Origin of the sequence: Cribrihabitans neustonicus (assembly GCF_048820895.1) — a bacterium.
GTDB classification, from domain to species: Bacteria; Pseudomonadota; Alphaproteobacteria; order Rhodobacterales; family Rhodobacteraceae; genus Cribrihabitans_A; species Cribrihabitans_A neustonicus.
In genome coordinates this window covers 175,379-202,342 of record NZ_JBMERQ010000005.1, presented here as the reverse complement: position 1 = coordinate 202,342, position 26,964 = coordinate 175,379, and the positions used below count along the sequence as shown (strand labels likewise).

Here is a 26,964-nt window from a genome sequence, read left to right as displayed (position 1 = left end):
CGTCTTCGGGTCCGCGTTGGCCGCGGATCCCATAGCGGTACTATTTCCGACAACCGGCGGCAGCGCCAGCCCCGGCGTGATGCCTTCGCGCGGGTGGTCCCGTCGGCCTGCGCAAACGGCCTCCCGCCCAGGCCCTCGCGTGGCGTGCGGCGCTGCCTTGGTTCGTCCCTCTTGCCGTTGTGTGACGGCCTCCCTCAGGGAAGTAGGCCGCAAAACGGATTTTATTTCAAGATTAAAATATTCAACCCTGAAACATCCGCTCCGGTTCCACTGGCGGCTCTGCCATTCCGGGCTGGTTTCGCAGCGCTCAGGCCGCGCGGCGATGCGGGCGCGTACTCACCTTCCGGCACCGCTGCGCCGCTCGCGCCCGCGAAAGGCAGCGCCTGCCATCTCCGGGCCGCGTCCGGCTGCCAGCTCGCGCATCAGAAGGCCTGTAAAATGCGCTGCCGCGACGCTCGCGCCGGCCAGCCCGGATGCGGCATCCCGCGGGCAGGCTCCATAGTGCGCGCCGGGGAGTTTCAGGAGCGACCATTCCTCCAGCCCGCACCGTGCATCCCCCTGCACTGAATAGACACCGGGGAAGGCCGCGGGATAAACCGGGCGGCCCTGCGCGGGGGCCGAGGCCACTATTCGCTTCCCTGCCGCCATCAGCTCCGCCACAGCGTCCGTCAGCGCCGGGTCCCTGCCAGTCAGTCCGAAGGAGCAATGAACGATAACCGCGCCGCCTTTTGCCGCCGCGCTCAGCGCCGCCGCGGCGCTGGCGGCGGTTGTGGAGAGGCGGCCGGGGAAGATCGCGTGGCTGATGAAACAGGCCTCCGGCGCTGCCGCACGGATGCAGGCGGCCATCACCGCGGCGTGGCGGGCGGCCGGGCTTCCGGCAGCCAGGGGGTGCAGTGCGCAATGCAGTTCCTGCTGCGCGCCCGCCAGCGGGCCGTCGATGAGGGCGACCAGCGGGCGGGCCTTCATGGCACCTGCTCTGAAAGATCGAGGGTCCTGTCGAATCGGCCGTAAGCCCCGGCTTGACCGTGCGCAGTGATAATCCGTGTTGCCTGCGGGAATTGAGCATCAATGTGGGAGATGATCCGCGCAGTAGTCTTTGTGTCCACTTCGGACAGCGCCTCATCCAGAATCAGTACATCGAACGGCCGCAGCAGAAGCCGGGCCAGGCACAGCCGCTGCCGCTCGCCGCCGGAGAGGCTGATGCCGCCTTCGCCAAGGACAGTGTCCAGCCCCTCCGCGGCGCGGAACCGCGCCGCCAGCCCCAGCACCTCCAGCAAGGCCCAAACCTTGGTTTCAGCTCCGGGGGCCGCCCAGAACGAAGCGTGCAGAAACAGGTTCTCGCGCAGGCTGGCCGCGACCGTGAAAGGGCGCTGGCCAGCGAAGGCGATGCGCAAAGCGCCGCCATGGCACACCCGGCCCGCGAGCGGCGGAGCCCGCCCCGAAATCACTGAAAGAAGGCGGGACTTGCCGATGCCGCTTGGACCTGTGAAAGCCAGCTTGCAGCCGGGCGGGACATCCAGGCTCAGAGGCTTCAGCGGCGGCTGCTTGCCGCGGCCTACGACCAGATCCTCCAGGACAATGCCAGTGCCTTGCAGCGCGCGCAGAGGCGTGGCGGCACGGGCCGGCCCGGGGTCCATCACCGCGTCAAGCCGCCCCAGCGCCACCCGCACCCGGGCCTGCGCATGCCACAGCCCCAAAAGCGACTGCATGGGCCCGATCATCAGCCCCATGTAGGCAAGGAAGGCGATCAGCGAGCCCAGGGGCCAGCTGCCCTGGACCACCAACAGCCCGCCTGCAAGGAAAATTCCCGCCCGCACCAGCGCGGCAATCACCATCGGCACCGAGCGGGTGAACTCGCCCCATTGGTACTGCGCCACGAGGCGGCGGTTGAGCTGGCCGTGCTCCGCCAGGTTGCGCGCTTCGGCCCAAGGGGTGCCGCCGGCGGTTTGCAGCGCCGCGGCGCCGCCGAGGCTCTCCGACAAACCCGCGGTATAGCGCCCCTGCGCCTCGCGCGCGGCACGGGCAAAACGCCCGGTACGGGGCCGGGCCCAGATCAGGAACAACAGTTCCGCCGGCGCGAGAAGCGCGGTCAGCAGCCCGAGTTTCCAGTTCAGCACCATCAGCATAATGCTGCCGCCCGCAAGCCGCACCAGAGCCGAAGTGCCCCCCAGAAGCGCGTTGAAGGCAAACTTCTGCACTTCGCCGCTGTCGCCATCGAGCCGGGTCAGCAATTCGCCGGCGCGGTGGCGGGCGAGCCAGGCAGGCGGTTTCTGCATCAGGCGTTCCAGCAAGCTTTGGCGAAGGCAGGCCAGCATCCGGACCGAGGCCCGCATGTGGAGAATGTTGCTCAGCGCCGACATTCCCGCAACCGCGAGCCCCAGTGCAAACAGCACCAAAGTCCAGCGGATCAGCGCGGCGGAATCGCGCCCCACCAGCCCTTCGTCGATCACCAGCTTGCTCACGTAGGGCGGCAGCAGCGCCAGGGCGGCGGCGGCGAAGCTGAGCGCAAACAGCAGCGCCAGTCTCTGGTGAAACGGTCTGAGCAACGGCAGCAGCCAGCCCGTCGCCCCCGGCCCGAACAGCAGCGCCGCCAGACCGGGAAACTTCGGACGGGCCCGCCGTGCCCCGCGCTCCCGAGCGGCACTGCTGTGGCTGGCGCCCACGCTCATCCGCCCGGGATCACTTGCAAGGTGGAAACCGACATGTCCCCGCCGGACGGAATGCGCATCTCGCCGATCCGCTCCAGACTTTCGCTGTCGTAAACGCCGATGTCGTCATTGGTCCCGCCGACGTAGATCTCTTTGCCGTCGGTGGAAACGTTGATCACGTAGTAGGTGTGCGGCAGGTCCACGCGCTTCACCAGCTCACCGGCCTCCAGATCGTGCTTGGAGAGCTGGGTGTAGACCCCATAGAGATACTTCGGCTCCGCCGCCGAGCGCACGCCCGAGAACATCAGGACCTCGAAGGAGGCGAAATCCTCGATCACGGTTTCCCCGGTGGTGAGGTCGACAGACTGGTAGCCCCAGACGAAATCCGCAAGCTCCTGCTGGCTCTCGTCGGTGAATTTGGCCGCGGTGTAGAGCAGCATGAACTCGTCGTTCTGGGAGCCGGTAGGCCAGAAGGCGAGCACATCGGGCGGACTGTATGCGGGCCGGTCCCATGTGGCATTGGCAATGGCAACGCCGGTCTCTCCGGTTTCGGGGTCCATCCGGTAGACATCGTGCCCGGCGATATAGACCTGCCCGGCCCGGTCCGTCGCCAGCAGAGTGGCGCGGCGCGGCGCGGGGTGCACCTCCAGCGGCTCGGCCTCCAGCCCGGCAGCAGTGTCAAAGACTGCGAATTCCGGCTCCATCACCTTGTACCGGTCCACCTGCTTTTCAACCGGGTTGCGCACGGTATAAAGCCGCGTACCGTCCTTGGAGACTGCAAGCGACGCGATCGAGCGGCGGCTGACGCTGCCTTCGGACTGGCGGGCGCGGAACACCGTATTGCAGGTGGCAAGCTCGACGCCCACCACGTCCTCCCAGTGGTTCAGCAGCACATAGGCGATGGAATTGTCGGGTGACATGGCGATGACGCCGGGGGTCGCGTTAGCCTCAAGGCTGCAATCGGTTTTCAGGCTGCGGCTTTCGGCATCGAAGACATAGAGGTTTGCGGGCCGCGCCACGGTGACAAGCTGGTCGCCTGCGGCGGCAGGCAGAGTGCCGCCCAGCAGCGCGGCAAGGGCAGTGAGATGTTTCAGCATTGCGGCGCTCCTCAGGTTTCGGCGTCTTTGGGATAGGTGCTGCCCAGGGCGCGCCAGTCGCGGGCGGCATTGGGGGCGTTTTCGTCCCAATCCTGGTGCCCGACCATGATGTCGGGCACCTGCGCGGGCCACCAGCAGGGGTCAGAGCAGCCGTAAAGGTCCGCCTCCATCGGCTGGCACAGCGCGGCAACCCCGCCGAAGGGGTCGACCTCCCAGCCCGGATCGAAGGTTGTGGAGCAGCCCGCGGTCACGGTCTGCATCGCACGCACCTCCTCCATCTGGCCGCTGGCGGCGGCCTCCTGAACACGTTCTGCTTTCTGGTTGAGCGGCTTCATTTTCCGAATGCCCTCCTTGGCGATACATGGCTGTGGAAGAACTGCGGCGCACCGGCGATCAGGCGGGCATAGGCGGCCACGCCGAAGTCAATCCAGTCGCGCATCAGGTCGCAGTAGTGATAGGTGGGCATCAGCGGATCACTGAAATGGGCGTAGCTTTCGTGGTAGCAGCCGCCCGCGCAGAGGTTGCGGATGCGGCAGGTGGCGCAGCCCTTTTCGGTCCGGTCCGAGCGGCTCTTGATGAACGCAGCCAGCTCGGTGCGCTTCAGCCCCTCGTCCACGGTGCCGAAGCTTTCCATGCCGGAGCCGGTGAACCGGTGGCACAGGTCGACGACGCCATCATGGTTCACCGCCAGCATGCCGACCCCCGCACCGCAGGGCAGTGCCTTGGAGCGGCCCTCGTAGAGGTCGTTCATCATCTGGTGCATGTTGGAAAAGCCGATGTTGCGGCCCTTCAGCGCCTCTTCGACGTAAAGTGTGCCCAGCGTCTTCATGCCCCCGAAAACGTCGAGCAGTTCCTGGCCGTTGAGATTGAAGGCGTCCATCTCCCCCGAGGTTACGGGCGAGAATCCCACCTCGGCAAAACCCAGATCGTTGATCAGGTGGTCCCATATCTCCACGATCCGGGTCACGCCCGCGGTCAGGGTGACACGCGCGCCGACCGGTTTCGACCTGTAGCGCGACAGCAGCAGCCGCGCCTTGGCGGCGACGGTGTCATAGGTGCCCTTGCCGCCTACGGTCTTGCGGTTGAGATCATGCAGCGCCTTCGGCCCGTCCATCGAAACCGTCAGTCCGAACCGGTGCGCATCCAGCCAATCGATGATCTCCTCATTCAGCAGCGTCGCATTGGTGGTCAGGCTGAAGTTCACCTTTGCGCCAAGGGCGGCAAAGCGGTCCTTGGCCCAGTCCACCACCTCCCGGATCAGCGGCAGGTTCGACAGGGGCTCACCGCCGAAAAAGACGATGTTGTAGCTGTCGCGGCCGGGATTTTCCGCAAGCAGCATCTCAACCGATTTCACTGCCGTCTCGAACCCCATCTTGCGGCCCTTCGATGGCACCGCGAGATCCTCCTTGTAGCAGTAGGAACAGGCCAGGTTGCAGCCGGTGTTGACGTTCAGCACCACCGTGGTGAGCGGGAAGGTCGCGAGCTCGATTGGCGGGCGTTCCGGGCGCAGCGGGCGGCCGTCGCTGATGATGTCGAGCCGCACCATGCCGTCGAGCCGCTCTGCCATGCCCGGCTGATCTCGGAAACGGGCGTCGAACTCCGCCGCCGAGAAGGCTCCTTCGCTGGCTGCAAAATCCAGGAGGGCGCGGTCGGCAGGATCCATCTCGAAGATCGAGGTGGTCGGCACATGGAACAGCACCTCGCGGCCGGTGTCCGGGGTGCTGACCCGGTGCGCATTGGCCGCCTGATAGTGAAAGTCTTTCATTGCTGGTTCCTCCCTCAGCGGATCGGCGGATCGATGAATCGCTGTACGGTGACGATCAGCATCGCCTCGGCAGTCTGGCCCATGGCCTCCGCCACGACCTTCAGCTCGCCCGCGTTGTTGGTGCTGAATTTGCGCTCCGGGTTGGGGCCGGCCGCAGCGGGGGTGAAGATACCGTCCGCGCCAATATCGCCCGCAAAATGCGCGTCCCGCATCTCTGCCGCGTGATCGTGAGCATTGGTTACCGACCATCGCGCCGGGATGGCACCAATGCGGATGTCGTCTTCGGTGCCCGCCTCGCCATCCGGGCCATTCCAGAATCCGATAGCCCTGAAATGCGCGGGCACCGCATCCGGACCTTCGCCGCCGCCTCCGCCGACCCGTGCGATGGTGAAGGCGGGCTCCACCATGATGGCGTCGATGCTGTCGTAATGGGCAACCTGCCCCCGGGCATCGCCGGCAGAGAACTCAACCACTCCGTCGCCGCGGGTCTCAACCGCCAGCCGGGCGCCGAAGCTGTTCCCTGTGGCCGCCGCCTCCCCGGCCTGAAGCGCATCGAGGCCAGTGCCGACCACCTGCACCTCGGCGGCACCCGCCGGAAGGGCGGACGGCACCGTGCCGAGGATCGCGGCACCCTGCCCCGCGCGCAGGCCCGTCAGCGGAGCGCCAAGCGCATCGTTGTCCCGCTCGAACTGCCGGCCCTGCAAGGCGTTGCCGTCCCCGGAGACCGCCAGAACCTGCCGGTAGGTCTTGCCCGCCATCTCCAGATTGGCGCGCCATTCATAGCCCGAGTAGAAGTTCATGCTGCCGCTCGCCGCATGGCTGGTGCCGTCCGCCGTGACCATCTCGCCGCTGACTTCGTAAGGTGAAGCGGTCCCGGAGACCGACAGGCGGCCATAGGCCTCGCCCAGCCCGGGCAGCTCGGTCATCACCACCCAGTCGCCCGCTACGGGCTGTTTCTCCTGCGCCTGCCACGCCTGCCAGGCCTCCATGTCGAGCCCGTTTGTCTCGGCCAGATAGGGCGCGATCTCCTCCTTCGCGATGCGGTACCATTCGCGGTCACGGCCATACGCCTGGTATTCGATGGTCGGGAAGTGGCCGACGTGGAAGTCCATGTGCAGCACCCATTCCTCCGGCGTGCGCCGTTGCAGCAGGGCGCGGGCGCCGGTGTGGCAGCGCGCGCACATCGCGCTGAATGGCTCGTCGAAGGCCTCCTGCGCGTTGGGGTCTTTCTCCAGCGCATAGCGAAGGCCCTCGGTCTCGGCGGGTGTCAGCCCTTGCGTATCCGACAGGTACTGCACGATGGATCGGCGTTCTTCGGGCGTCAGCTCGACACCGTGGGCGTCCTGCATCCGCCAGACCGTCATCATCCACCCCTCGGGCGTCTTGCGCTGGCCGCTGATCCGGCTGAGGCCGCCGTCTTCGCCCTCGGTGTGGCAAGCAGCGCAGACATCAGCGGCCAACGCCTCGCTGGCGGCGGCCGGTGCACTGGCAAGCGCTGTCAGTATCGCGGCCGCAAGGCCGCCGGTGGCTCGTCTCATGCTTCGTACTCCCTGTCGTGGCTGAGTTTCTTGAGGGCGCCCGGCTGCCCGAGGCCGCGTGACTGCAGCCATTGGTGCAAGGTGCGGGCCAGCGGTTCCGGCAGATCCGGTGCGCAGGCAGCGCGGAAGCGGTCTGCGCCCGGCAGCGGGCCGGGGCCAAGGCGGCGCAGGAGCGGCGCAATCTCCTGCCCAAAGACGAACCCCGCACCACCCGGCTCCTGCCTGGTGATAAGCACCTCGCGCCGTTCAAGGCGGCCATCAATGACGGTGACGCGGCGGGCCAGCCGCGGCGCGGTGCCGTTTTCATGCGCCGGGGTATCGTCGGGCCAGGCGCAGCGGCGCTGCCAGAAACCACCGCGCTCCCCTGCGGCCCGGTAGAAATCCCGCCCCACGCGGGACTGCCGCCAGAAGGTGCTCCGCACCCGGTCCAGATAGAAATCCCGGGCCAGATCCGCCCCCCCGGTCAAGAGCGCGCGGGCCACCGGCAGCGCCATCAGCGCCGAGGAGACCGCCCAGAACATGCCGTGTCCGGACAGCGGGTCCAGCGCCACGGCGGCATCGCCCAGCCTTGGGCAGCGCGGGTCGAACCGTGGCGCGGTGAGGCGCGGGGCAATGGCGCGGACCTGCGGCGCCTGCGGCAGCGGCAGGTCTTCCCCAGCCACCGTGTGCCAGAGCGCGGCCACCCGCGCCGCCGCATCCCGGGCGGCAGGCGGCCCGTCACATGCTGCCTGCACCCAGCGCGTGCCATCGCCCAGATCGGCGATCCACAGCCAGCCTTCCTTGCGTGCCTCCACACACGCAGCGAACGCAGTTCTCTGCGACGCAGGCACCATGCCGGTCACCGCCAGTGTCTGCGGCCCCTGCAGCGCCCCGGGCATGCGGGGCGCGCGGCGGCCGCGGGCTTCGAACAGGAGGGCCGCCCGCACCACGCCCCCGCCCGCCAGCAGAATGCGGCCGTGCTCCGGCTGCACCCGCGCAACGGCGCGCGTTAGCACGGTAACGCCTGCTTCCGCCGCGGCCCGCAGCAGGCCGGCGTCGAAGCGCGCGCGGTCGGTCACGTGCTCCAGATTGCGGCTGCCGGAAAGCGCGCCCCACCGCACCTCGCGGCGGCAGGCCGGAAAGATGCCTTCCACTGGCAAGCCTTTCCCCCGCAGAACTTCCAGAACGCGCGGCGCCATGCCTTCGATCCGCGTGTGGCCCGGCAGGAGCCCCGCCAGTGCGACCCGGAAGCCCGCATTGGCCAGTAGCACGGCCGCCACCGAGCCAGCCGGTCCCGCCCCTGCAATCGCAATGTCGAAAAATCTGCCGCCGAACATCATCCCGCAAGGATGACGCTGCCCGGCCTGTGTCAGCACGGACACTTCCGGACAATGTTCCGACATTTCCGGACAGATTCCGCCTTCCGCAGGCCCGCCAGTCACAAAAGATTAGGATTTGCGCCGCGGCGCGGGCTAGCCTGATGCAACCTTGGGAAACGCAGCCATGCAGCAGATTTACCAGCCCCGTATCCAGGCCTCGACCCTCAGTGATCCGATCCGCGTCGTGCAGATACTCGACGGCGACCTCGCCGCGATTCAGCGGCGCGCAGGCATTGCAGCGGGGCCGGTGGAGGGCGAAATCGGGCTCAGGGCCTTCGTGCAGTTCTGCGAGGCGGCGTCAGAGGCGCTGAACCTGCCGGACTTCGGCTGGCGTGCGGGCACGGTGTTCGATCTGCGCAACCTCGGCCAGCTTGGCCACGCGATCCAGGAGGCGCCGACGCTGGGCGCCGCGCTGACGCTGTTCCAGAACGCCTTTGCCATGGTGCAGAGCGATTCCGAACTGAAGATTCACCTCGAGGGCGGAAGCGTGACGGTGGCCTACCGCATCCTCGACCCGGACATCTGGCCGCGCCGCCAGGATGCCGAGCTGACCCTCGCCGTGCTGCACAAGCTGGTCGCTGCTGCGGCCGGCCCGGACTGGCGGCCCGAGAGAATAACATTGGAACACGGCCCCGGGCCGGTCACCGGAGCCTGCCGCACCGCACCGCGCTGCCCGGTCTGCCATGAGGCCCCCAGCAACAGTTTCACCTTTGCCGAAAGGCTGTTGTCACGCCCGCTTGCGCGCGCCGCGGGCAGCCGCTTCCGCGATGCTTCCCAGATGCTGGAGCGGCTGGCGCGCCAGTGCGAGCGCGCGGTGCCGGTGAGAGTCCAGGTGCGCCGCGCCTTGCTGAACCGGCTGGGCAGCGCCGCCCCGGGCCAGACCGAGGTCGCCGCCGCCTTGGGCATGTCGCGCCGCACCCTGCGGCGGCGGCTGGCGGAGGAAGACACGCGATTCTCTGCAGTGCTGGCGGAATGCCGCATGGAACTCGCCAAGCGCCTGCTGGCCATGCCCGGAAGCCGCCTGGAAAGCACCGCCGTCCGGCTGGGCTATTCCGAGCTTTCCGCCTTCGAGCGCGCCTTCAAGAAGCAGACCGGCGCCACCCCGGCGCAATACCGCATGCGGCTGGCGCGGGCGCCGGTCCCCGCCGCAGCCGGCGAAGGGGAGGCGTGTATCGAGTGACAATCCGGTCCGGAGCCCGCGGGCTTCAGCCGAAATGCAGCGTCTTCACCTCCTGGTAGTCCTCCAGCCCCAGCAGCCCGCCTTCGCGGCCATTGCCGGATTGCTTGTAGCCGCCGAAGGGGGATCCGTAGTTGAAACCGCCGCCATTGATGTGGACCGCGCCTGCCCGCAGCCGTGCGGCAACCCGCTCGGCCCGCTCCGGATCGCCGGTCTGGACGTAAGCGGCAAGTCCGTAGGGGGTGTCATTGGCAATGCGGATGGCGTCTTCCTCGTCCTCGAAGGGGATGATCACGAGTACCGGGCCGAAAATCTCCTGCTGGGCAACGGCCATGGCGTTGTCCACATCGGCAAAGACCGTGGGGCGCACGTACCAGCCCTGGTCCAAACCTTCGGGCCGTCCGGGACCGCCAGTCAGCAGGGTGGCGCCTTCGTCCATGCCGGTCTGGATCATGCTCTGCACCCGGTCGAACTGCAGCCGGTCGAACAGCGGGCCAATGTGATCGCCTTCCTCCGCGGGATCGCCGGCCGCCTGCCCATCGGCCGCCGTCCTGGCGATCTCCAGCACCTGCGGGTAGACGCTGCGCTCCACCAGCATCCGGGTCGGGGCGTCGCAGCTCTGGCCCGTATTGTACATGCATTCCCGGACCGAGGCGGTAACCTGCGCTTCCAGATCGCAGTCGGCAAACACCAGGTTGGGGGATTTGCCGCCCAGCTCCAGCGTCACGCGCTTGACGGTATCGGCGGCGTCGCGGGCCACGGCGGTACCCGCCCGGGTCGAGCCGGTGAAGGACATCATCGCCACATCCGGATGGCGCGACAGCCCGGCCCCGGCGGTGGGTCCGTCACCGTGGATAAGATTGAACACGCCGGGCGGGAAGCCCGCATCGTGAATCATCTGCGCGTAGACAGCGGCCGACAGCGGCGTGTGTTCAGAAGGTTTCAGAACGCACGTGGCCCCCGCCGCCAGCGCCGGCAGCACTTTCAGTGCGATCTGGTTGACCGGCCAATTCCAGGGCGTGATAAGCCCGCAGACGCCAATCGGCTCGCGCACGAGGATATCGCCATTAGGCAGGGTCTCACGCAGGGACTGGCTTTCCATCGCGGCGAGGATGCCCTCCAGGTGACCGATGGCAGCATCCGCCTGTGCGTCGCGCGCCATCGTGATCGGGGCGCCCATTTCCTTGCTGATCGCCTGCGCCAGTTCCTCGCGGCGGCTGCGGCTGATCTCCAGCAGGCGTTGCAAGAGGGCGCGGCGCTCCTCCGCCGTGGTGCGGGAATAGCTGACAAAGGCTGCCTTGGCGGCGGCGACCGCGGCGTTGACGTCAGCTTCATCCGCCAGAAAGATCGTTCCGATCTGCCCTTCGGTCGCCGGATTCAGCACCGGGAAAGCCCGGTCCGAGTGGGGGCGCACCCAAGCGCCGCCGATGTAATAGGATTGCAGGTCCATCCGATGTCTCTCCCCTTGCCGCGCAACCGGCGCGCTCCCGTCTTGCCGGGAGAGTGAACGCCGCCGCCGCACCGGTCAAGCGGCCGCGGACCGCCGGCCGGAACGGACACCGTGAAAGCCCGGCAACAGCCGCCCGGATGTGGGCACGCTGCATCAGTTGGCAGCAAATGCGGCCCGAAAGCGCAAAAAATTGGTCTGTGGACGGTGCCGGCGGCTAGGCTGGTCGAAACCGCGGCCCCGAGACCCGCAGCACCCAGAGGCAAGACATGAGCAGATCCAAGTGGACAGCCCGTTCCCTGCTGCTGGCCGGCACTTTCCTGGCCGGCTGCACCGTAGGTGTGGATTACAGTCGGCCCGAATTCGCCGTGCCGGCACATTACTACCAGTCACGCTCCTTTGCGACCGTCGAAGCGGCGTCGGAAGCCTGGTGGGAGGGGCTGAATGATCCGGTGCTGAACCGGCTGGTGCAAATGGGCCTGAGCCAGAACCTTGACCTCCTCGCCGCCCGCGAGCGGCTGAAGGCGGCAGAGGCGGTGCTGCGCGGCACCGGCAAGCCGCAGCAGGTGGACGGCGACCTGGAGGCCAGCTCCACCTTCCGGCGCCAGGAATCCCAGGACAATTCCACCCGCAGCGACACCGGATCGCTCGACGCTTCCTACGTCTTCGACCTGTTCGGCGAGTTCAAGCGCCGCTCCGAGCGGGCCGTTGCCGACCGCGACGCGCAGTTCTACTCGATGACGACCACCCGGCTTGCGATACTTGATGCCATCACCACCACCTATATCGAGGCCCGATTCTTCCAGCGCGGCGCCGCGGTGACGCGCAAGACGATCGCCCTGCGGGAGCAAATCCTGCAATTGGTGCAGGAGCTGCAGGAAGCCCAGGCGGCGCTGGCGCTGGACGTTGAGCGCACCAAACTTCAGGTCGTCAGCGCCAAGGCCGACCTGCCCTCGTTCATTGCGAATTACGAAGCCTCCGTCTTCGCCCTGGCCACGCTCCTGGACCGGGATGCAAGCGAGATCTTTGCCGCGATGCAATCCGGCTACGGTCAGCCCGCGCCTTCGACACAGCCCGAGCTGGGCGTGCCTGCGGCTTTGCTGCGCAACCGCCCCGACGTGCTCCTGGCCGAGGCGCAGCTGCGCAGCGCGACCGCGGGCATCGGCGTGGCGGAAGCCGAGCTCTACCCCTCGCTGCAGATTTCGGGCAGCGTGCAGGTCGGGCGCGATACCCCGAACCTCTATTCCATCGGCCCGGCGCTGAATGTGCCGGTGTTCAACCTGCCGGTGCTGCGGGCCTTTCGCGACCGAGCCATCGCGGATGCGAAGGCGGCGGAATACGATTACCGGGCCGCGGTCCGCAACGGGGTGGAACAGGTGCAGACCCGGCAAAGCAGCCTGCGGGCTGCGCGCGAGCGCGCCGCTGCCCAAGCACGGGCGGTTACGCTTGGCACCAATGTCGCAAATCTTGCACGGGAGACCTTCCGTGCCAGCGAGATCACCCTGTTCGACCTTCTGTCCACGGAAGAAGCGCTGCGTGATAATGAACTGAGCCTGATCTCCGCCCGGCGCGATCTGGCACTTTCCTGGTCCCGCCTGAATGTGGCCCTCGGCAAGGGCTGGGCGCGTTATCAGGCACCTGCCTCCGCCGTCCAGGTTGAAACCACGGCTGCTGCGGGTACAGCTGACGGCACCGAAGGCTAAGCCGCCGCTCCGCCGGAAGGAACAAAAACGAGGCTGCCGCGCGGGGGCCCGCTGCGGACACTCGGTCAGGCCGGGACCGGCGCGTCTTCGCGCAGGAGGCCTTTTGCTTTCAGATCGGCCCAGAACTGCACCGGGATTTCGTGGCTGAACCAATTCAGGTTCTGCTCCAGCTGCTCCACAGTGCGGGTGCCCGCCATGAAGGTCGGCACCGCCGGGTGCGCGACCACGAATTGCAGTGCTGCGGCCGCCAGCGGCACATCGTATTCCAAGCAAACGCCTTCGATCTTCGCCACCTTCTGCATGACTTCGGCGGGCGCAGGAGCGTAGTTGTACTTCGCGCCTTCCCGCGCGCCGGTGGCGAGGATGCCGGAGTTGAAGCCGCCGCCCACGACCACCGCCGTGCCGCGCGTTTCGCAAAGCGGCAGAAACGTGTCGAGCGCAGCCTGCTCCAGCAGCGTGTAACGGCCTGCCAGCAGGAAACAGTCAAAGTCGCGCTGCTCCAGCGCCGCCTGGCAGACTTCCCACTCGTTCACGCCCACGCCAATTGCCTTGACCAGGCCTTGATTGCGCAGGCTTTCCAGCGCCTTCCAGGCTCCGTCCATCGCTTTTTCGAAGACCTCAGGCTGTTCGCTGCCGCGGGTGAAGACGTCGATGTCATGGATGAAACAAATGTCGAGCCGCTCAAGCGCCATCCGCTGCAGGCTGTCCTCCACCGAGCGCATGGTGCCGTCGTAGCTGTAGTCGAACTCCATGGTGAAGGGCGCTGCGTTGGTCCAGGGCGCGAAGTCGATGTCCTGGCGGCGGGCAGACTTCAGCACACGCCCGACCTTGGACGACAGCACGAAATCGTCCCGGTTCTTCCAGCGCAGGCTTTGCCCCGTGCGCAGCTCCGCCAGCCCGTGGCCATACATTGGGGCGGTGTCGAAATAGCGTACTCCAGCGTCCCAGGCGTGCTGCACCATCGCCTCCGAGGTTGCCTCGTCAACCTGGCGGAAGATATTGCCGATCGGCGCGGTGCCAAATCCGAAGGCCGAAACCTCCAGATCAACGCGGCCAAGTTTGTTCATCGTATTTGGGGTCATGCACGTCCTCCCTCTGGCTGCGCCCCTGCCGGGCCGGCCACGGCGGCCATGCCGCAGCCTGTGCCTCTTCCCAAACAAGTGGCATCCCGGCCGCAAATCACTGAATGGGATCAGTCACCGATGGCTGCTCTCATCAAACCTCCTAATCCGCGCTTTGCCAAGGCCCGGCGCGTGTCCGTGCAGGTTCTGGTGACGTGATGCAGTAGGTCCGCTTCAGTGCCAACTGCGGGTTCGCCTATACAGGGGGTACAATTGTCCTCAGGCGGCCCCTCACCTGCTTTCAGGCGGCAAAGCTTCGCCAGCCCAGGACGCGCGCGCGGCTTTTCGCACTAGTCCGGATTTCCCCCACGCCCTTGGCGTCCGGCGCAAAGGGGCATTTGCACCGCGATTGAAAAAGGCCGCCAGCAGGGGCAGCCCTTCATTCTGATCGGAGTGTGACGCCGCCTGAGCGCGGCAGAGGCTCAGTCCTGGACCGCCATCCGCTCGGCCATCTGCTTGGCGCGGGGGCATTGCAGGCGCTCGCGCAGCGGGCTGTCCGGGTCAATGTCCTTGGCACAGACCACACATTTGTCGGCCCCGGAAATCGCATTCAGGCCGCCGCAGCTGCCTTTGATTGTCTTCCCCATCAGCATCACCCCCAGCGACATGCCCACCGTCACGATGAGCAGGATGCCAAAGGCCAGAATGAAAGTGGTCATGCCCGGTCCCTCACCTAGCGTGTGTTCAGTTTTGCGGCATCAGCGCGGTGAATCCGCTGCTTTGCGACGTCACATATGCATCGGCGCCCGCCTCCACATCCCTATCGATGAAGAAAGCGGCGATCCCGTGGGTTTCGGCCAGCCGCAGCCCGTCCTTGCTGCCGGCGGCGAGCAGCGCAGTCGCCCAGGCATCCGCCATCATCGCATCCTCCGCAACCACGGTGACGGAAGTGGTCGCATGGGTCACCGGCCGGCCGGATACCGGGTCCAGAATATGCGAATAGCGGGTGCCTTCATGTTCGAAGTAGTTGCGGTAGTCGCCCGAGGTGGCAAGCCCGCGGTTGCTGACCGGCACCACCAGCTGCACGGTCTTGGCGGCGGCCTCCGGCTTTTCGATACCGATCTGCCAGGGGTCGCCTTCGGGGTTCTCGCCCTTGGCATAAAGGTCGCCGCCGATTTCAACCATGTAATCGGTAACGCCCGCGTCTTCCAAAGTAGCCGCAACCGCGTCGATCCCGTAGCCCTTGGCGATGGCGGATAGGTTGATGCCGACCCCCGGCGCGGCCTTCGCAAGCGTGCCCGCTTCCTTGTCCAGTGTCAGCAGCCGCCCCTGGCCGACCTCAGCCAAGGCACTGGCAATGCTTTCGTCGGAGGGCAGCGGATCTTCCGGCTTGCGCGGCCCGAAGCCCCAGAGCTCGATCAGCGGGCCCAGCGTCACGTCGAACTTGCCGCCGCTCTTCTCGTGCACTTCGCCGGCCGCGGCAATGACGGTGGCGAACTCGGCGGAGACTGTCACCGGTTCGGTGAGTTCTGACGCAGAGAAGGTGGACACCTCCGACGCCGGATCCCAGTTCGACATCTTCGCGTTGACCGCGGCCAGAGCGGACTCGACCTTGGCCGACAGCGCCTCTTCCTCCAGCCCGGGGCCGGTCGCCGTGATGTTATAGGTGGTGCCCATCGTCTGGCCGGACAGGCGCAGGGTTTCGGTGTCGTCCCCGAACCAGCAGCCCGGCACGAGCAGGATCACGGCAAGCAGAAACCATTTGGGCATCGGGCGACCTCCGGAAGAAACATCCGCGCCCATATGCCCCTGCCCCGCGTCAGAGTCAAACCCATGTCAGACGCGGCCGGGACACGCCAGGGGCTAGTATTTCAAGGGCAGGAAAGCGAGCGCCAGCAGGCCAAGCGCAGCCGGCACACCAAACAGCCAGGCCCTCAGCCGCGCATTCGGCGGCTGGGTCTTCCAATTCTGCCGGTAGAGATGGCCGCAGACCACCACAACAAAGACCAGAACAACCCCGCTGAGCGGAGTAAGGTAGAGATCGCCCAACATGCTTCCCTTCACATAATTCTTTGCGCTGCCAAGGATTTTTCTTTGCGCATGGCACAGCCGGGGTAAGATACCCATATGGGCTGATGCAGGAGCAAGAGGAGCAAAGACCTATGGCACCATTCTCTTATCAACCTCCGACGCGGGGCGACAAGGAAGACCACCATACCTACAGCCAGTCGGCCGAGTCCAACCTGTCGCACTCCCAGTCGACTGTTGCCCAGCTTTTGAAAAAGAAGGGCAACGCGGTCTATGGCATCCGGCCCGCCGACACCATCGGCCATGTGGTCGAGATCTTGCGCGACAAGCGCATCGGCGCGCTGGTGGTGACCGATCAGAACGGCGATCTGAAGGGCATCCTGTCGGAGCGCGACATCGTGCGCCGCATGGCGGAGACGCCGGGCCACACGCTGCCGCAGAAGGTCGAGGAGCTGATGACCACCGAGGTGCGCACCTGCACGCCGGAAGACCGGTTGATCGACGTCGCCAAGGTGATGACCGAGGGCCGCTTCCGCCACATGCCGGTGATGAAGGACGGCGCCCTCTGCGGCATGATCACCATCGGCGATGTGGTGAACTACCGGCTTGAGGAGCTGGAGTACGAAGCGCTCCGGATGAAGCAGATGATCGTCGGCTAGGACGCATGGCGCTGGCCGCGGGCACCGGAAGAATCCGATTTTTTCGGCCCGGAATTCGGGTCGAATTCCGGCCACCGGTGCCCCAGCGGAACGGCTCGCTTCCACACTGCGGTACAAACAGAAAGCCCCGGATGCTGGCATCCGGGGCTTTTTTCGTCGACTCTGAATGCCTTCGGCTCAGCCGCCGAAATCGTCGAGCATGATGTCCTCGCGGTCCACGCCCAGTTCCAGCAGCATGTTGATCACCGACTGGTTCATGATCGGCGGGCCGCACATGTAGAACTCGCAATCTTCCGGCGCCGGGTGGTTCTTGAGGTATTCTTCGTAAAGGACATTGTGGATGAAACCGGTATAGCCCTTCCAGTCGTCCTCCGGCTGCGCGTCGGACAGGGCGACGTGCCATTCGAAGTTCGGGTTCTCCGCCGCAAGCTGGTCGAAGTCCTCGACGAAGAACATTTCCTTCTTCGACCGCGCACCGTACCAGAAGCTGATCTTGCGCTTGGTCTTCAGACGCTTCAGCTGATCGAAGATGTGGCTGCGCATCGGCGCCATGCCGGCGCCGCCGCCGATGAAGACCATCTCCTTGTCGGTATCGCGGGCGAAGAACTCGCCGAACGGGCCGGAGATAGTCACCTCATCGCCAGGCTTCAGGTTGAAGATGTAGGAGGACATCTTGCCAGCCGGGATATCGGTGGAACCCGGCGGCGGCGAGGCAACCCGGACGTTGAGCATGATGATGCCCTTCTCGTCGGGGTAGTTGGCCATCGAATAGGCGCGCTCGACCGGCACGTCCACCACGGATTCATACTGCCACAGATTGAAGCGGTCCCAATCCTCGCGGTACTCGTCCTCGATGTCGAAGTCGGTGTACTTCAGCCGGTGCGCGGGCGCTTCGATCTGGATGTAGCCGCCGGCGCGGAAGTTCACGTCCTCGCCTTCGGGCAGTTCCAGAACCAGCGCCTTGATGAAGGTCGCCACGTTCTCGTTCGAGCGCACCTTGCAGCGCCATTTCTTGACGCCGAAGACCTCTTCGGGGACCTCGATGTCCATGTCCTGCTTGACCGAGACCTGGCAGGACAGGCGGTCGCCGCAGGCGGCTTCCCGCTTGGTGATGTGGCTCTCCTCGGTCGGCAGGATCGAGCCTCCGCCGGAATGCACCCGCACCCGGCACTGCGCGCAGGTGCCGCCGCCCCCGCAGGCGGAGGGGACAAAGAGCTTCTCGGCCGCGAGCGTCTGCAGAAGCTTGCCGCCCGCGGGGACCGAGATGGTTTTTTCACCGTTGATGGTGATGTTGACGTTGCCGGAAGAGACCAGGCGGGAGCGGGCGACCAGGATGATGGTCACCAGCGCCAGCACGATCACGGTGAACAGGGCAACGCCGAGCGTGAAAGTTTCCATGTTTCCGCGCTCTCCTTACAGTTTGACGCCGCTGAAGGACATGAAGGCCATCGCCATCAGACCTGCGGTGATAAAGGTGATGCCCAGGCCCTGCAGGCCGTCCGGCACGTCGGAATATTTCAGCTTCTCGCGCACGCCCGCCATCGCGGTGATCGCCAGCGCCCAGCCGAAGCCGGAAGACAGACCATAGGTCGTTGCCTCGGCAAAGTTGTAGTCGCGTTCCACCATGAACAGCGAGCCGCCGAGGATCGCGCAGTTCACCGTGATCAGCGGCAGGAAGATCCCCAGCGCGTTGTAGAGCGGCGGAAAGTACTTATCGAGGATCATCTCCAGGATCTGCACCATCGCCGCGATCACGCCGATATAGGAGATCAGGCCGAGGAATGTGAGGTCCACGTCCGGGAACCCCGCCCAGGCCAGCGCGCCGGGCTTCAGCAGATAGGTCAGCAGCAGGTTGTTGGCCGGCACGGTGATGGCCTGCACCACCATGACCGAGATCCCCAGCCCCAGCGCGGTCGAGATCTTCTTCGACACCGCGATGAAGGTACACATGCCCAGGAAGAAGGACAGCGCCAGGTTTTCGACAAAGACGGCCTTTACGGCCAGCGAGATCAGCCCTTCCATCAGTGTGCCTCCACCGTCTGGATCTTGAATTCACGTTCTTCGACCTGGTTCGGCTTCCAGGTGCGGAAGGCCCAGATCAGCAGGCCGATCACGAAGAAGGCCGAGGGCGGCAGCAGCAGAAGGCCGTTCGGCATGTACCAGCCGCCGTTGTTCACGGTCTCCATGATGGTGACGCCGAACAGCGAGCCCGCGCCAAACAGCTCGCGGATGAAGCCGACCAGCATCAGGATCAGACCGTAGCCCAGACCGTTGCCGAGACCGTCGATGAAGGAGGCCACCGGCGGGTTCTTCATGGCGAAGGCTTCGGCGCGGCCCATCACGATGCAGTTGGTTATGATCAGGCCGACGAAGACCGACAGCGTCTTGGAGATATCGAAGGCGTAGGCCTTCAGCACCTGGTCCACCAGGATCACCAGCGAGGCGATGATCACCATCTGCACGATGATCCGGATCGAGCCCGGGATCTGGTTCCTGAGGATCGAGATGAACATTGAGGAGAATGCGGTCACGAAGGTCACCGCCAGCGTCATCACAAAGGCCACCTGCAGCGACGAGGTCACCGCCAGCGCCGAGCAGATGCCCAGCACCTGCAGGGTGATCGGGTTGTTGTCGACCAGCGGGTCGATCAGCATTTCCTTCTTGGACTGAGCCATCAGATGCCTCCCTCGCGCAGGGCCTTCAGGAAGGGTGCATAGCCCTCCTCGCCCATCCAGAACTTCAGCAGGTTGTCGACACCCACGGTGGTCAGGGTCGCGCCTGCCAGCGCGTCGACGTGGTATTCGGGGCCGGCCGCGGGCGCGGTCTTGGACACCGAGATCTGCAGCGTGTCCTCGCCGTCGCGCAGCTTCTTGTCACGCCACAGCACCTTCCAGCGCGGGTTGTCCACCTCGGCGCCGAGGCCCGGGGTTTCGCCGTGCTGGTAGAACTGCAGGCCAAAGATGTCGTTGCCGTTCTCCTCCAGCGCGATGTAGCCATAGAGCGTCGACCACAGGCCATAGCCGTGCACCGGCAGGATCACCTTGTCGAGCGCGCCGGACTCGTCGCGCAGCAGATAGACAGTTTTGTAGAGCGACTGGCGGCCAATGCCGGCCGGGTCGTCGTCAAGCGCACGGCTGGTCTCCGGGTCCTGCGCGGCGGCGAGATCGTCGAATTCGGCCGGGTCGAAGCGGTCGGTGAAGGTGCCGGTTTCCAGCTCCAGCACCTTCGGCTCGAAGGCCTGGAAGGCCTCGGCCACGTCCTGGCCCGGCTCGTAGAGGCCCGCGACCTGCAGGATGTTCAGCTGCTTGTCGCGCAGCTTGTTGGCTTCCTGCACGGGCCGCAGCGACACCGCGGCGGTCGACACGATCATCGAGGCGACAAGGCAGACGGCCACCGCGACAAAGACGGTCTTGCCCACCGAGTCCGGCGAAGCGGCCAGGAAGCGGCCGATCAGGCCCTTGGGTTCAGGAGTCTGCGTCTCAGACATGGCGGCGCGCCCTCCGTTTGATGTTCGCCTGCACGACGAAGTAGTCGATCAGCGGTGCAAAGACGTTGCCGAACAGGATCGCCAGCATCATGCCTTCCGGGAAGGCCGGGTTGATCACCCGGATCAGCACCACCATCACCCCGATCAGCGCGCCATAGATCAGGCGGCCGAGGTTAGTGTGGCTGGCCGAGACCGGTTCGGTCACCATGAAGACCAGGCCGAAGGCGTAGCCGCCGAGCACCAGATGCCAGTACCAGGGCATGGCGAACATCGGGTTGGCCTCGGATCCGATCAGGTTAAGCAGCAGCGAGAAGCCGATCATGCCGCCCAGACAGCCCGCAACCAGCCGCCAGTTGGCGATCTTCGTGGCCAGCAGGAACACGAGCCCGATGGCACATGCCAGCGTCGAAGTCTCACCGAAGCTGCCCTGGATGGTGCCGTAGAAGGCATCCCACCAGGTGATGCCCTGGGCCGCCAGCGCCTGATAGCCGTCAGACGCCGACACCGCCAGCGCGGTCGCGCCGGAAAAGCCGTCCACCGGGGTCCAGATCGAGTCGCCCGACATGTTTGCGGGATAGGCGAAATACAGGAACGCGCGGCCCGTCAGCGCCGGGTTCAGGAAGTTCTTGCCGGTGCCGCCAAAGACCTCCTTGCCGATCACCACCCCGAAGATGATGCCAAGCGCCACCTGCCACAGCGGCGTCGAGGCCGGCAGGATCAGTGCATAGAGCATCGAGGTGACCAGGAACCCCTCGTTCACCTCATGCCCGCGCACGGTGGCAAAAATCACCTCAAAGATGCCGCCCGCGACCAGCGTGACCACATAAATCGGCAGGAAGTACAGGAACCCATGCGCGATATTGGCGAGCGGGTTCGAGGCATCCAGCGAAATCCCCAGCGTCTGCAGGATCCAGATGCGCCAGCCGGTGGCGGATTCCGGACCCAGCAGAGCAATCGCGGAGTTGGTCTGGTAGCCGGTGTTCCACATGCCCCACAGGATGCAGGGGATGGTGGCGATCACCACATAGGTCATGATCCGCTTCATATCGATGTAGGAGCGGGCATGCGGCGCCACCGAGGTGACGGTTTTCGGGGTGTAGAGGAAGCTCTCCACCATCTCGTAGATGGGGAAGAGTTTCTCGTATTTGCCGCCCTTCTCGAAGTGCGGCTCGATCCGGTCAAAGAAGCTGCGCAATCCCATCCGGCTCAGCCCTCCTTTTCAATCTTGGTCAGGCAGTCGCGCAGCGCCAGCCCGTATTCATACTTGGCCGGACAGGCAAAGCCCACGAGGCCGAGATCCTCTTCGTCCAGCTCCAGCGCGCCAAGCGCCTGGGCGGTGTCGGTGTCCATCACCAGGAGCGCGCGCAGCAGCTGCGTCGGCAGGTAGTCCTGCGGCATCAGACGCTCGAAGGTGCCGGTGGGCACCATCGCCCGGCGGCCGCCGTTGAGATTGCTGGTCAGGTTGAACAGCTTCTTCGACAGCGCCGAGCCCAGCACCGGCTGCACCGAGAACTTGGACGGCATCGGCCGGATCCAGCCCATCGGGATCTGCTCGTGGTCTTCCTCGATGATCGCGACCTGGCGGGCAAAGCGGCCGAGGTAGGCCAGCGGCCCGGCGGCCTGGCGGCCCGAAAGGATCGAGCCGGAGATCACCCGCACCAGCCCGTCCACTGCGATCTCGCCGCGGGTCAGCTCCTCGGTGGAAGCGCCCATAACGGTGCGCAGCAGTCGCGGTTCGCGCGCGGCGGGGCCGGAGAGCGCGACAACCACGCGCGGGTCGATGTGGCCGGCCAGCAGCAGGCGGCCGATGGCGATCACGTCCTGGAAGGAGATCGTCCAGACCATGCTGTCGGAAGCCAGCGGATGCAGGAAGTGAATATGGGTGCCGGCCAGGCCTGCGGGGTGCGGACCGTCGAAAGCCGCAGCCTCTACTCCAGCGAGATCGGCGCCGGGGATGCTGTCGCCGGGCTTCTGGCACAGGAAGGTGGTGCCGTCGGTCAGCAGGGTGATGGCCTTGAGGCCCGCCTCGAAGGCGTCGCGCGCATCCTCAATGATCAGCGCGGCATCGGCAGCCAGCGGCTCGCTGTCCATCGCAGTGACGAAGATCGCGTCGGGCTTCGTGCCCGGTTTCGGCATCTTGGAATAGGGACGGGTCAGGAAGGAGGTCCAGAGACCAGCAGCGCACAGCTTTTCGGTCAGCCCTTCGGCAGTATCGGCATTGCCGGTGGCGGAGAAGTCCAGGCCCTTGTCTTCAGCGTCGCTCACCTCGATCGCGACACTTTGCAGGACCCGGCGGGCGCCGCGGTTGATCGCCGAGACCTTGCCGGTGACGGGCGCCACTATCATCGCCTCGGGCGCATCCTTGTGGCAAAACAGCGGGGTGCCGCGGCGGACCTCTTCGCCCTCCTGCACCAGCATGCGCGGTTTCAGCCCCAGGTAGTCGGGCCCCAGAACCGCCACCGAAGTGATAGCCGGGCCGGGATGAATTTTCTGCTCGGGCGCGCCCGCGACAGGCAGATCCAGCCCCCTTTTCAAGTTAAATGTCTTCATATGTGCGCTACGTCCTTCCGAGGCCGATTCCCGTGGCGGTTCTTATCTGCTTCCGGCGGCGGAAACAAAACGAACGCCTGCATTGGATCCTGGCGATCCAATGCAGCGCAGCCCGGCCTGATTTCCGCGCGCACTGGAACCAAATTTGGCGCCAAATGGCAAGAGCACGCCGCTTCTGGCGGGGCAATTTGTTGCACCGGGCGGTTCGGGGTTTGAGGATTTGGCGGTGGTGCAGCGGCGCGGCGCCGGAAAGGCCCGCGACAAGCCGCCTGGACATGCCGCGCCGCGGTTACAGCGCGGCTTCGATTCGAGCGCGGCTAGAGCGCCAGCCGATGCGCCCGGCCGTGTTCGGCCAGGCGGGCGTTGAGCGCCCCGGCTTCCGGCGCGCCCGCTTCCAACGCAAAAACAAAGGCGTGGGTCAGGTAGAAACAGGCGGCATTGATGTCGCCCGCGGCCTCCGCCCGGTCGCCTGCCACCGTGTAGAGCCGCACCAGTGCGGCAAGGTCGTGGTCCGCATGGGCACTCAGCAGAGCGCGGTCCAAGTCCAGCCTGTCCAGCTCGGCGCGGTTCATGGTCAGCCCTTCAGTGAAATTGCGATATTCTTGGTGCGCACGTAGTTATAGAGCGCCTCCAAACCTTTCTCGCGTCCAAAGCCGGACTTCCCGATGCCGCCGAAGGGGGTGGCAATACCGCCGGCAAACCACTCGTTGACAAAGACCTGCCCGGCCCTGAGGCGCTGCGCCACCCGGTGCGCGCGCGCGAGATCGCGGGTGAAAACGCCCGCCACCAGCCCGAACGGGGTGCCGTTGGCGATGGCAATGGCCTCCGCTTCGGAGTCAAACGGCGTGAAGCAGGCGACCGGGCCAAAGATCTCCTCCTGCGCCACCCTGCTTTGCGGATCCACATCGGCCAATATCGTTGCCGCCATGAAGTGCCCTTCGCGCTCCAGCCGCCCGCCTCCGGCCGCAACCCGCGCGCCGCCATTCCGGGCGCTGGCGGTGAGGGTTTCGATCCGGTCCAGCTGCGCGGCGGAAATCACCGGCGTAAGGCCCGGATTGTCCAGCCCGTGCCCGGCGCTGAGCCCTTCGGCCAGCGCCGTGGCACGCTCCACCGCTTCGGCGTAGAGCGAGCGATGCACCAGGACCCGCGACATGGCGGAGCAGACCTGTCCGGCATTGTAGAATATGCCGCTTTCAAGACTCGCCATCAGCGTATCCAGGCTTGCGTCCTCGAACACCACGGCGGCGGATTTTCCGCCCAGCTCCATAAGCGCCGGCGTGACCGTCTCCGCCGCCGCATGCAGCACCGCCTGGCCAGTCGCAACCGAGCCGGTAAAGACAATCTGATCCACCTCCGGGCTTGCCACCAAGCGTGTGCCAAGCTCCGCGCCGATACCGTTCAGGATCGAGACCGCGCCCTCCGGCACCTCCGCCCGCTGCAGCGCCAGCCCCAGCATCGACAGCGCCAGCGGGTCCAGCTCCGGCGATTTCACGATCACTGAATTGCCCGCCGCCAGCGCCGGCGCCAGCGAACGCGCTGCTATCGAGACCGGGAAGTTCCAGGGCACGACCTGCGCCGAGACGCCATGCGGCTCGTAAAGGGTATAGTCAGCGTAATCCGGACCCAGGGGTATCGACTTGCCCTCGATCTTGTCGGCAACGCCACCGTAGTACTCGAAGTATTGCGCCGCCTCCTCGAACTCATCCTGCGCGGCGCTGAGCGACTTGCCGCTTTCCCGGCAAAGGAGCACCGCGCCCTCAGCCGCAATCCCCCGGATTTCGGCCGCGACCCGCTGCATCATCCGCCCCCGGGCCGCGGGGCGCATCGCGGACAGATCCCCCCGCTCAAAACTGGCGCGCGCGGCCTCCAGCGCGCGGGCGAGGCTCTCCTCCCCTGCCAGCGCGCAGTCGGCCACATGGGTTTCGGTCCCAGGGTCCGCCACCGCGATACGGCGGCCCGCGTCGCCTTCGGCCCATTGGCCGGCGAGAAAATTGCGCGCCAGCCCGTCAGAAAGAAAACCGCTCATGCCTGCCGCGCCTTTGTCACCTGATCGGCCACCCAGGCGTGAAAGTTGTGGGTCGGCCCGTCCATCACCGGAGAGAACCGGCCACCGTCGAACAGCGCGCCGTGGCGGCCCTTTTGCATGCCCTCGACGACAAAGACGTCCTCCTCGAACACCGTCTTCCAAAGCCGCGCATTCTCGGCCCTGAGCCCCGCGAGCTCCGGCGTCTCCTCCGCGGGCTGGGCATAGTAGAGCTCAATGTGCTCGACGGTATTTTCGCAGTCGACCGGCTCCAGCACGATGGCAAAGGCATGATCGCGCTGCACGCCGAGGAGCACGTTGGGGTAGACCGCAACATATTCTGCGCCTTCGTCCCATTGCGGCCCGAGGTTCGCGAAATCCGCAAACACCTTGCCGTCCTCGCCCTTCAGCTGCCGGTAGACCAGCGTGCCCTGGCCGGAATAGGCCCCCGGCATCTCGATATTGTAGTGGTCTTCCAGCCGGGAATAACTGTTCAGGCCCGGGTGCACCCAGGGCAGGTGATAGCTTTCGCAGTAGTTCTCGACGGCAAGCTTCCAATTGGTCCGCACCTCCAGCTTGAAGCCCGAGGCTTCGCCGCTACTGTAGACGGGCTGGTCGAACTCCTGCCAGCGCTTGAGCAAATCGGCATGCGCATCCTCGAACGCCGGGGCGGTGCCGCTCACGTTGACAAAAATCACGTCGCGCCAAACGTGCGAGCGGATGCGGTGCAGGCCCAGCTCCCCCAGGCGGATGTCCTCGTGCTTGTTCTGGCCCGGCCCCCCCACATGCGGAGTGGAGATCAGGCGGCCGTCCAGCCCGTAGCACCAGCTGTGGTAGGGGCACCGGATGGCGCCGCGCAGCTTACCGGGCTTGTCGACCAGAATCATTCCTCGGTGGCGGCAGGTGTTCTGGAAGACGCCGATCTCGCCGTCGCGGTCCCGCACGGCCAGGAGCGGCATGCCAAGGAATTCGATCGGCTTCGCATATCCGGGCTCCGGAAGATCCTTGCCAAAACCGATGCCGGACCAATTGGCATAGAGCACCGCCTGGCGTTCCTCGGCAAAGACCGCCGGGTCGGTGTAGTGCTCGTTCGGCAGCCCGTTGGCGATGTTCACCGGCGCCATCACCGGGGCAAGCTTGGAAAACGTGTTCATCTGGCGATCCTCCCCATTCAACGCATTTGCGCCATTGAACGGGGCGGAGGGGTTCGCTCAATATCAGAAAACCTCATTCCAGGGTGAGATGGATTCATCCGACTCTTCCCTGACCCCGGCGATGACCCAATCCCGCAGCAGCCGCGCCCCGGGCGGCAAGTCTTCCTCCGGGCGGCCTGCAAGGTGAAAGCCGTGCGGTGCGGGCAGCAGATGCGGGCCGATCGGAGCAAGCTGGCCGCTTTGGAGCAGGGGGCGCAGCAGGCGCTGCCAGCCTAGAGCGAGCCCAACGCCCTCCTGAGCGGCCTGCAGCGCCACCGAATAGTTGTTGACCCGCACCCCCGGCGCCAGCGGGCCGGTGTAGCCCAGCTGGCGGAACCAGTCGGCCCAGGTGGTCCAGCTCTTGTCCTCTGATTCCAGGTGCAACAGCCGCTCGTTTGCCAGGTCGTCCAGCGCGCATCCCGCCAGCCGTGCCGCGGCGGCGGCATTGCCGACCGGCACCAGGTGGTCACGGTAGAGCTCAACCTGCTCCAGCCGCGGGTCGGGATCGCGGCCATAGCGGATGTAGAAATCGACCTCGGGCACCGCGCGGAAGGGACGATCTTGCACGATCTGGTTCACGTTCACATCCGGGTGCTTGCGCCAAAACCGTACCACAGCGGGCGACAGCCAAAGCGACGCCACCGCCGAGGTCGAGCCGATGGTCACCGTATCGCCCACGCCGCGGCTGCGGATGGTCCTGAGGCTGCGCGAGATCCGTAAGAACGCCGATGCAAGGGTTTCAAACAGCGCCTCCCCTTCCTCGGTCAGCTCGACACCGCGATGCCTGCGCCTGAACAGCGGCGCCTGCAGCTCCGCCTCCAGCGCCTTGATCTGATGGCTGACCGCGCCGGGCGTGACGCCAAGCTCCTCAGCGGCGTTCTTGAAGCTGAGGTGGCGGGCCGCGGCCTCGAACGCGGCAAGCGCCGTCAGCGGCGGCAGATCGTAGTGCCTTCGGGACATGCGGCGGCTCCTGGCGGCGGCTGGATTGAACTGGCTTCACTTCATTACGGGCGCCGGTGCAATGCAAGGCCCGCGGGGGAATCGCGCGCTCCCTGCCCTGCCCCAGCGCCGCCCTGCTGTACATCAGCCCAACCCGGCGCGCTGTGCAGCGCAGCCCGGCCGTGGCTGCAACGGAAGGCTTGCGTTGAGAGAATTTCAGTTTTTAAACAGATGTTTATACAGGATTTCAGCTCCCCGCCGGCAATCTTCTGCTGCCACGCCGCAGCGCGA

25 protein-coding genes are annotated in these 26,964 nt (G+C 65.9%); 3 read left to right on the top strand and 22 right to left on the bottom strand.

Annotated features, from left to right (window positions below; all coding sequences use genetic code 11):
- Positions 1-336: 336 nt before the first annotated feature.
- Genes ACOHWE_RS13425 through qhpG form a run of 7 tightly spaced genes read right to left on the bottom strand, consistent with a single transcriptional unit; the run spans position 337 to position 8,364 of the window.
- Complete coding sequence (locus tag ACOHWE_RS13425) at positions 337-966, bottom strand: S8/S53 family peptidase (protein WP_420667070.1); 630 nt, start codon at positions 964-966, stop codon at positions 337-339.
- A complete protein-coding gene (locus ACOHWE_RS13420; protein WP_420667069.1) occupies positions 963-2,669 on the bottom strand; it encodes an ABC transporter transmembrane domain-containing protein in 1,707 nt (568 codons plus the stop codon). The genes ACOHWE_RS13425 and ACOHWE_RS13420 overlap by 4 nt, the downstream gene beginning before the upstream one ends.
- Entirely contained in the window at positions 2,666-3,745 is a 1,080-nt protein-coding gene (gene peaD, locus ACOHWE_RS13415) for a quinohemoprotein amine dehydrogenase subunit beta (protein ID WP_420667067.1), read from the bottom strand. The genes ACOHWE_RS13420 and peaD overlap by 4 nt, the downstream gene beginning before the upstream one ends.
- Positions 3,746-3,756: 11 nt before the next feature.
- Entirely contained in the window at positions 3,757-4,080 is a 324-nt protein-coding gene (qhpC, locus tag ACOHWE_RS13410) for a quinohemoprotein amine dehydrogenase subunit gamma (protein ID WP_420667065.1), read from the bottom strand.
- Positions 4,077-5,510 (bottom strand): quinohemoprotein amine dehydrogenase maturation protein, encoded by a 1,434-nt coding sequence (gene peaB, locus ACOHWE_RS13405; RefSeq protein WP_420667064.1) that lies wholly within the window; start codon positions 5,508-5,510, stop codon positions 4,077-4,079. The genes qhpC and peaB overlap by 4 nt, the downstream gene beginning before the upstream one ends.
- A 14-nt stretch (positions 5,511-5,524) precedes the next feature.
- On the bottom strand, positions 5,525-7,048 hold the full coding sequence (peaA, locus tag ACOHWE_RS13400; protein WP_420667062.1) for a quinohemoprotein amine dehydrogenase subunit alpha: 1,524 nt from the start codon (positions 7,046-7,048) through the stop codon (positions 5,525-5,527).
- Positions 7,045-8,364: a flavin-dependent monooxygenase QhpG gene (gene qhpG / locus ACOHWE_RS13395; RefSeq protein WP_420667061.1), complete on the bottom strand. Its 1,320-nt coding sequence runs from the start codon at positions 8,362-8,364 to the stop codon at positions 7,045-7,047. Before qhpG ends, peaA begins: the two co-directional genes overlap by 4 nt.
- Positions 8,365-8,530: 166 nt before the next feature.
- Between qhpG and qhpR the strand changes: the two genes are divergently transcribed.
- On the top strand, positions 8,531-9,586 hold the full coding sequence (gene qhpR, locus ACOHWE_RS13390) for an AraC-like transcriptional regulator QhpR (RefSeq protein ID WP_420667060.1): 1,056 nt from the start codon (positions 8,531-8,533) through the stop codon (positions 9,584-9,586).
- Between the two features lie 25 nt (positions 9,587-9,611).
- On the opposite strand, the gene ACOHWE_RS13385 is transcribed toward qhpR, so the two are convergent.
- Complete coding sequence (locus ACOHWE_RS13385; protein WP_420667059.1) at positions 9,612-11,033, bottom strand: aldehyde dehydrogenase family protein; 1,422 nt, start codon at positions 11,031-11,033, stop codon at positions 9,612-9,614.
- 266 nt (positions 11,034-11,299) lie between these two features.
- On the opposite strand from ACOHWE_RS13385, the gene ACOHWE_RS13380 reads away from it, so the two are divergent.
- Positions 11,300-12,733, top strand: a complete 1,434-nt coding sequence (locus ACOHWE_RS13380) for an efflux transporter outer membrane subunit (protein ID WP_420667058.1) — start codon at positions 11,300-11,302, stop codon at positions 12,731-12,733.
- 65 nt (positions 12,734-12,798) lie between these two features.
- Here the strand turns inward: ACOHWE_RS13380 and ACOHWE_RS13375 are convergent, their stop codons facing one another.
- From ACOHWE_RS13375 to ACOHWE_RS13360, 4 genes are all read right to left on the bottom strand, one after another.
- On the bottom strand, positions 12,799-13,815 hold the full coding sequence (locus tag ACOHWE_RS13375) for an aldo/keto reductase (protein ID WP_420667057.1): 1,017 nt from the start codon (positions 13,813-13,815) through the stop codon (positions 12,799-12,801).
- Between the two features lie 461 nt (positions 13,816-14,276).
- The gene (nqrM, locus tag ACOHWE_RS13370) at positions 14,277-14,513 is read right to left on the bottom strand and encodes a (Na+)-NQR maturation NqrM (protein WP_420667056.1); all 237 of its coding nucleotides are present in this window, start codon (positions 14,511-14,513) and stop codon (positions 14,277-14,279) included.
- 25 nt (positions 14,514-14,538) lie between these two features.
- Complete coding sequence (locus ACOHWE_RS13365; RefSeq protein ID WP_420667054.1) at positions 14,539-15,564, bottom strand: FAD:protein FMN transferase; 1,026 nt, start codon at positions 15,562-15,564, stop codon at positions 14,539-14,541.
- Between the two features lie 93 nt (positions 15,565-15,657).
- Positions 15,658-15,858, bottom strand: coding sequence for a hypothetical protein (locus ACOHWE_RS13360; RefSeq protein WP_420667053.1), 201 nt, complete (start codon positions 15,856-15,858; stop codon positions 15,658-15,660).
- A 98-nt stretch (positions 15,859-15,956) separates the two neighbouring features.
- On the opposite strand from ACOHWE_RS13360, the gene ACOHWE_RS13355 reads away from it, so the two are divergent.
- A complete protein-coding gene (locus ACOHWE_RS13355; RefSeq protein ID WP_420667051.1) occupies positions 15,957-16,481 on the top strand; it encodes a CBS domain-containing protein in 525 nt (174 codons plus the stop codon).
- Positions 16,482-16,658: 177 nt separating this feature from the next.
- On the opposite strand, the gene nqrF is transcribed toward ACOHWE_RS13355, so the two are convergent.
- From nqrF to ACOHWE_RS13305, 10 genes are all read right to left on the bottom strand, one after another.
- The gene (gene nqrF / locus ACOHWE_RS13350; RefSeq protein WP_420667050.1) at positions 16,659-17,879 is read right to left on the bottom strand and encodes an NADH:ubiquinone reductase (Na(+)-transporting) subunit F; all 1,221 of its coding nucleotides are present in this window, start codon (positions 17,877-17,879) and stop codon (positions 16,659-16,661) included.
- 15 nt (positions 17,880-17,894) lie between these two features.
- A complete protein-coding gene (nqrE, locus tag ACOHWE_RS13345; RefSeq protein WP_420667048.1) occupies positions 17,895-18,503 on the bottom strand; it encodes an NADH:ubiquinone reductase (Na(+)-transporting) subunit E in 609 nt (202 codons plus the stop codon).
- Positions 18,503-19,156, bottom strand: coding sequence for an NADH:ubiquinone reductase (Na(+)-transporting) subunit D (locus ACOHWE_RS13340; protein ID WP_420667046.1), 654 nt, complete (start codon positions 19,154-19,156; stop codon positions 18,503-18,505). The genes nqrE and ACOHWE_RS13340 overlap by 1 nt, the downstream gene beginning before the upstream one ends.
- Positions 19,156-19,968 (bottom strand): Na(+)-translocating NADH-quinone reductase subunit C, encoded by an 813-nt coding sequence (locus tag ACOHWE_RS13335; protein ID WP_420667045.1) that lies wholly within the window; start codon positions 19,966-19,968, stop codon positions 19,156-19,158. Before ACOHWE_RS13335 ends, ACOHWE_RS13340 begins: the two co-directional genes overlap by 1 nt.
- Positions 19,961-21,169, bottom strand: coding sequence for an NADH:ubiquinone reductase (Na(+)-transporting) subunit B (locus tag ACOHWE_RS13330; protein ID WP_420667044.1), 1,209 nt, complete (start codon positions 21,167-21,169; stop codon positions 19,961-19,963). The genes ACOHWE_RS13335 and ACOHWE_RS13330 overlap by 8 nt, the downstream gene beginning before the upstream one ends.
- A 5-nt stretch (positions 21,170-21,174) precedes the next feature.
- On the bottom strand, positions 21,175-22,518 hold the full coding sequence (locus ACOHWE_RS13325; RefSeq protein ID WP_420667042.1) for a Na(+)-translocating NADH-quinone reductase subunit A: 1,344 nt from the start codon (positions 22,516-22,518) through the stop codon (positions 21,175-21,177).
- Between the two features lie 317 nt (positions 22,519-22,835).
- Positions 22,836-23,090 (bottom strand): hypothetical protein, encoded by a 255-nt coding sequence (locus tag ACOHWE_RS13320; protein WP_420667041.1) that lies wholly within the window; start codon positions 23,088-23,090, stop codon positions 22,836-22,838.
- 2 nt (positions 23,091-23,092) lie between these two features.
- Positions 23,093-24,544: an aldehyde dehydrogenase family protein gene (locus tag ACOHWE_RS13315; RefSeq protein WP_420667040.1), complete on the bottom strand. Its 1,452-nt coding sequence runs from the start codon at positions 24,542-24,544 to the stop codon at positions 23,093-23,095.
- A complete protein-coding gene (locus tag ACOHWE_RS13310) occupies positions 24,541-25,695 on the bottom strand; it encodes an aromatic ring-hydroxylating oxygenase subunit alpha (protein ID WP_420667039.1) in 1,155 nt (384 codons plus the stop codon). The genes ACOHWE_RS13315 and ACOHWE_RS13310 overlap by 4 nt, the downstream gene beginning before the upstream one ends.
- Before the next feature lie 63 nt (positions 25,696-25,758).
- The gene (locus ACOHWE_RS13305) at positions 25,759-26,694 is read right to left on the bottom strand and encodes a LysR substrate-binding domain-containing protein (protein ID WP_420667037.1); all 936 of its coding nucleotides are present in this window, start codon (positions 26,692-26,694) and stop codon (positions 25,759-25,761) included.
- Between the last annotated feature and the right edge of the window lie 270 nt (positions 26,695-26,964).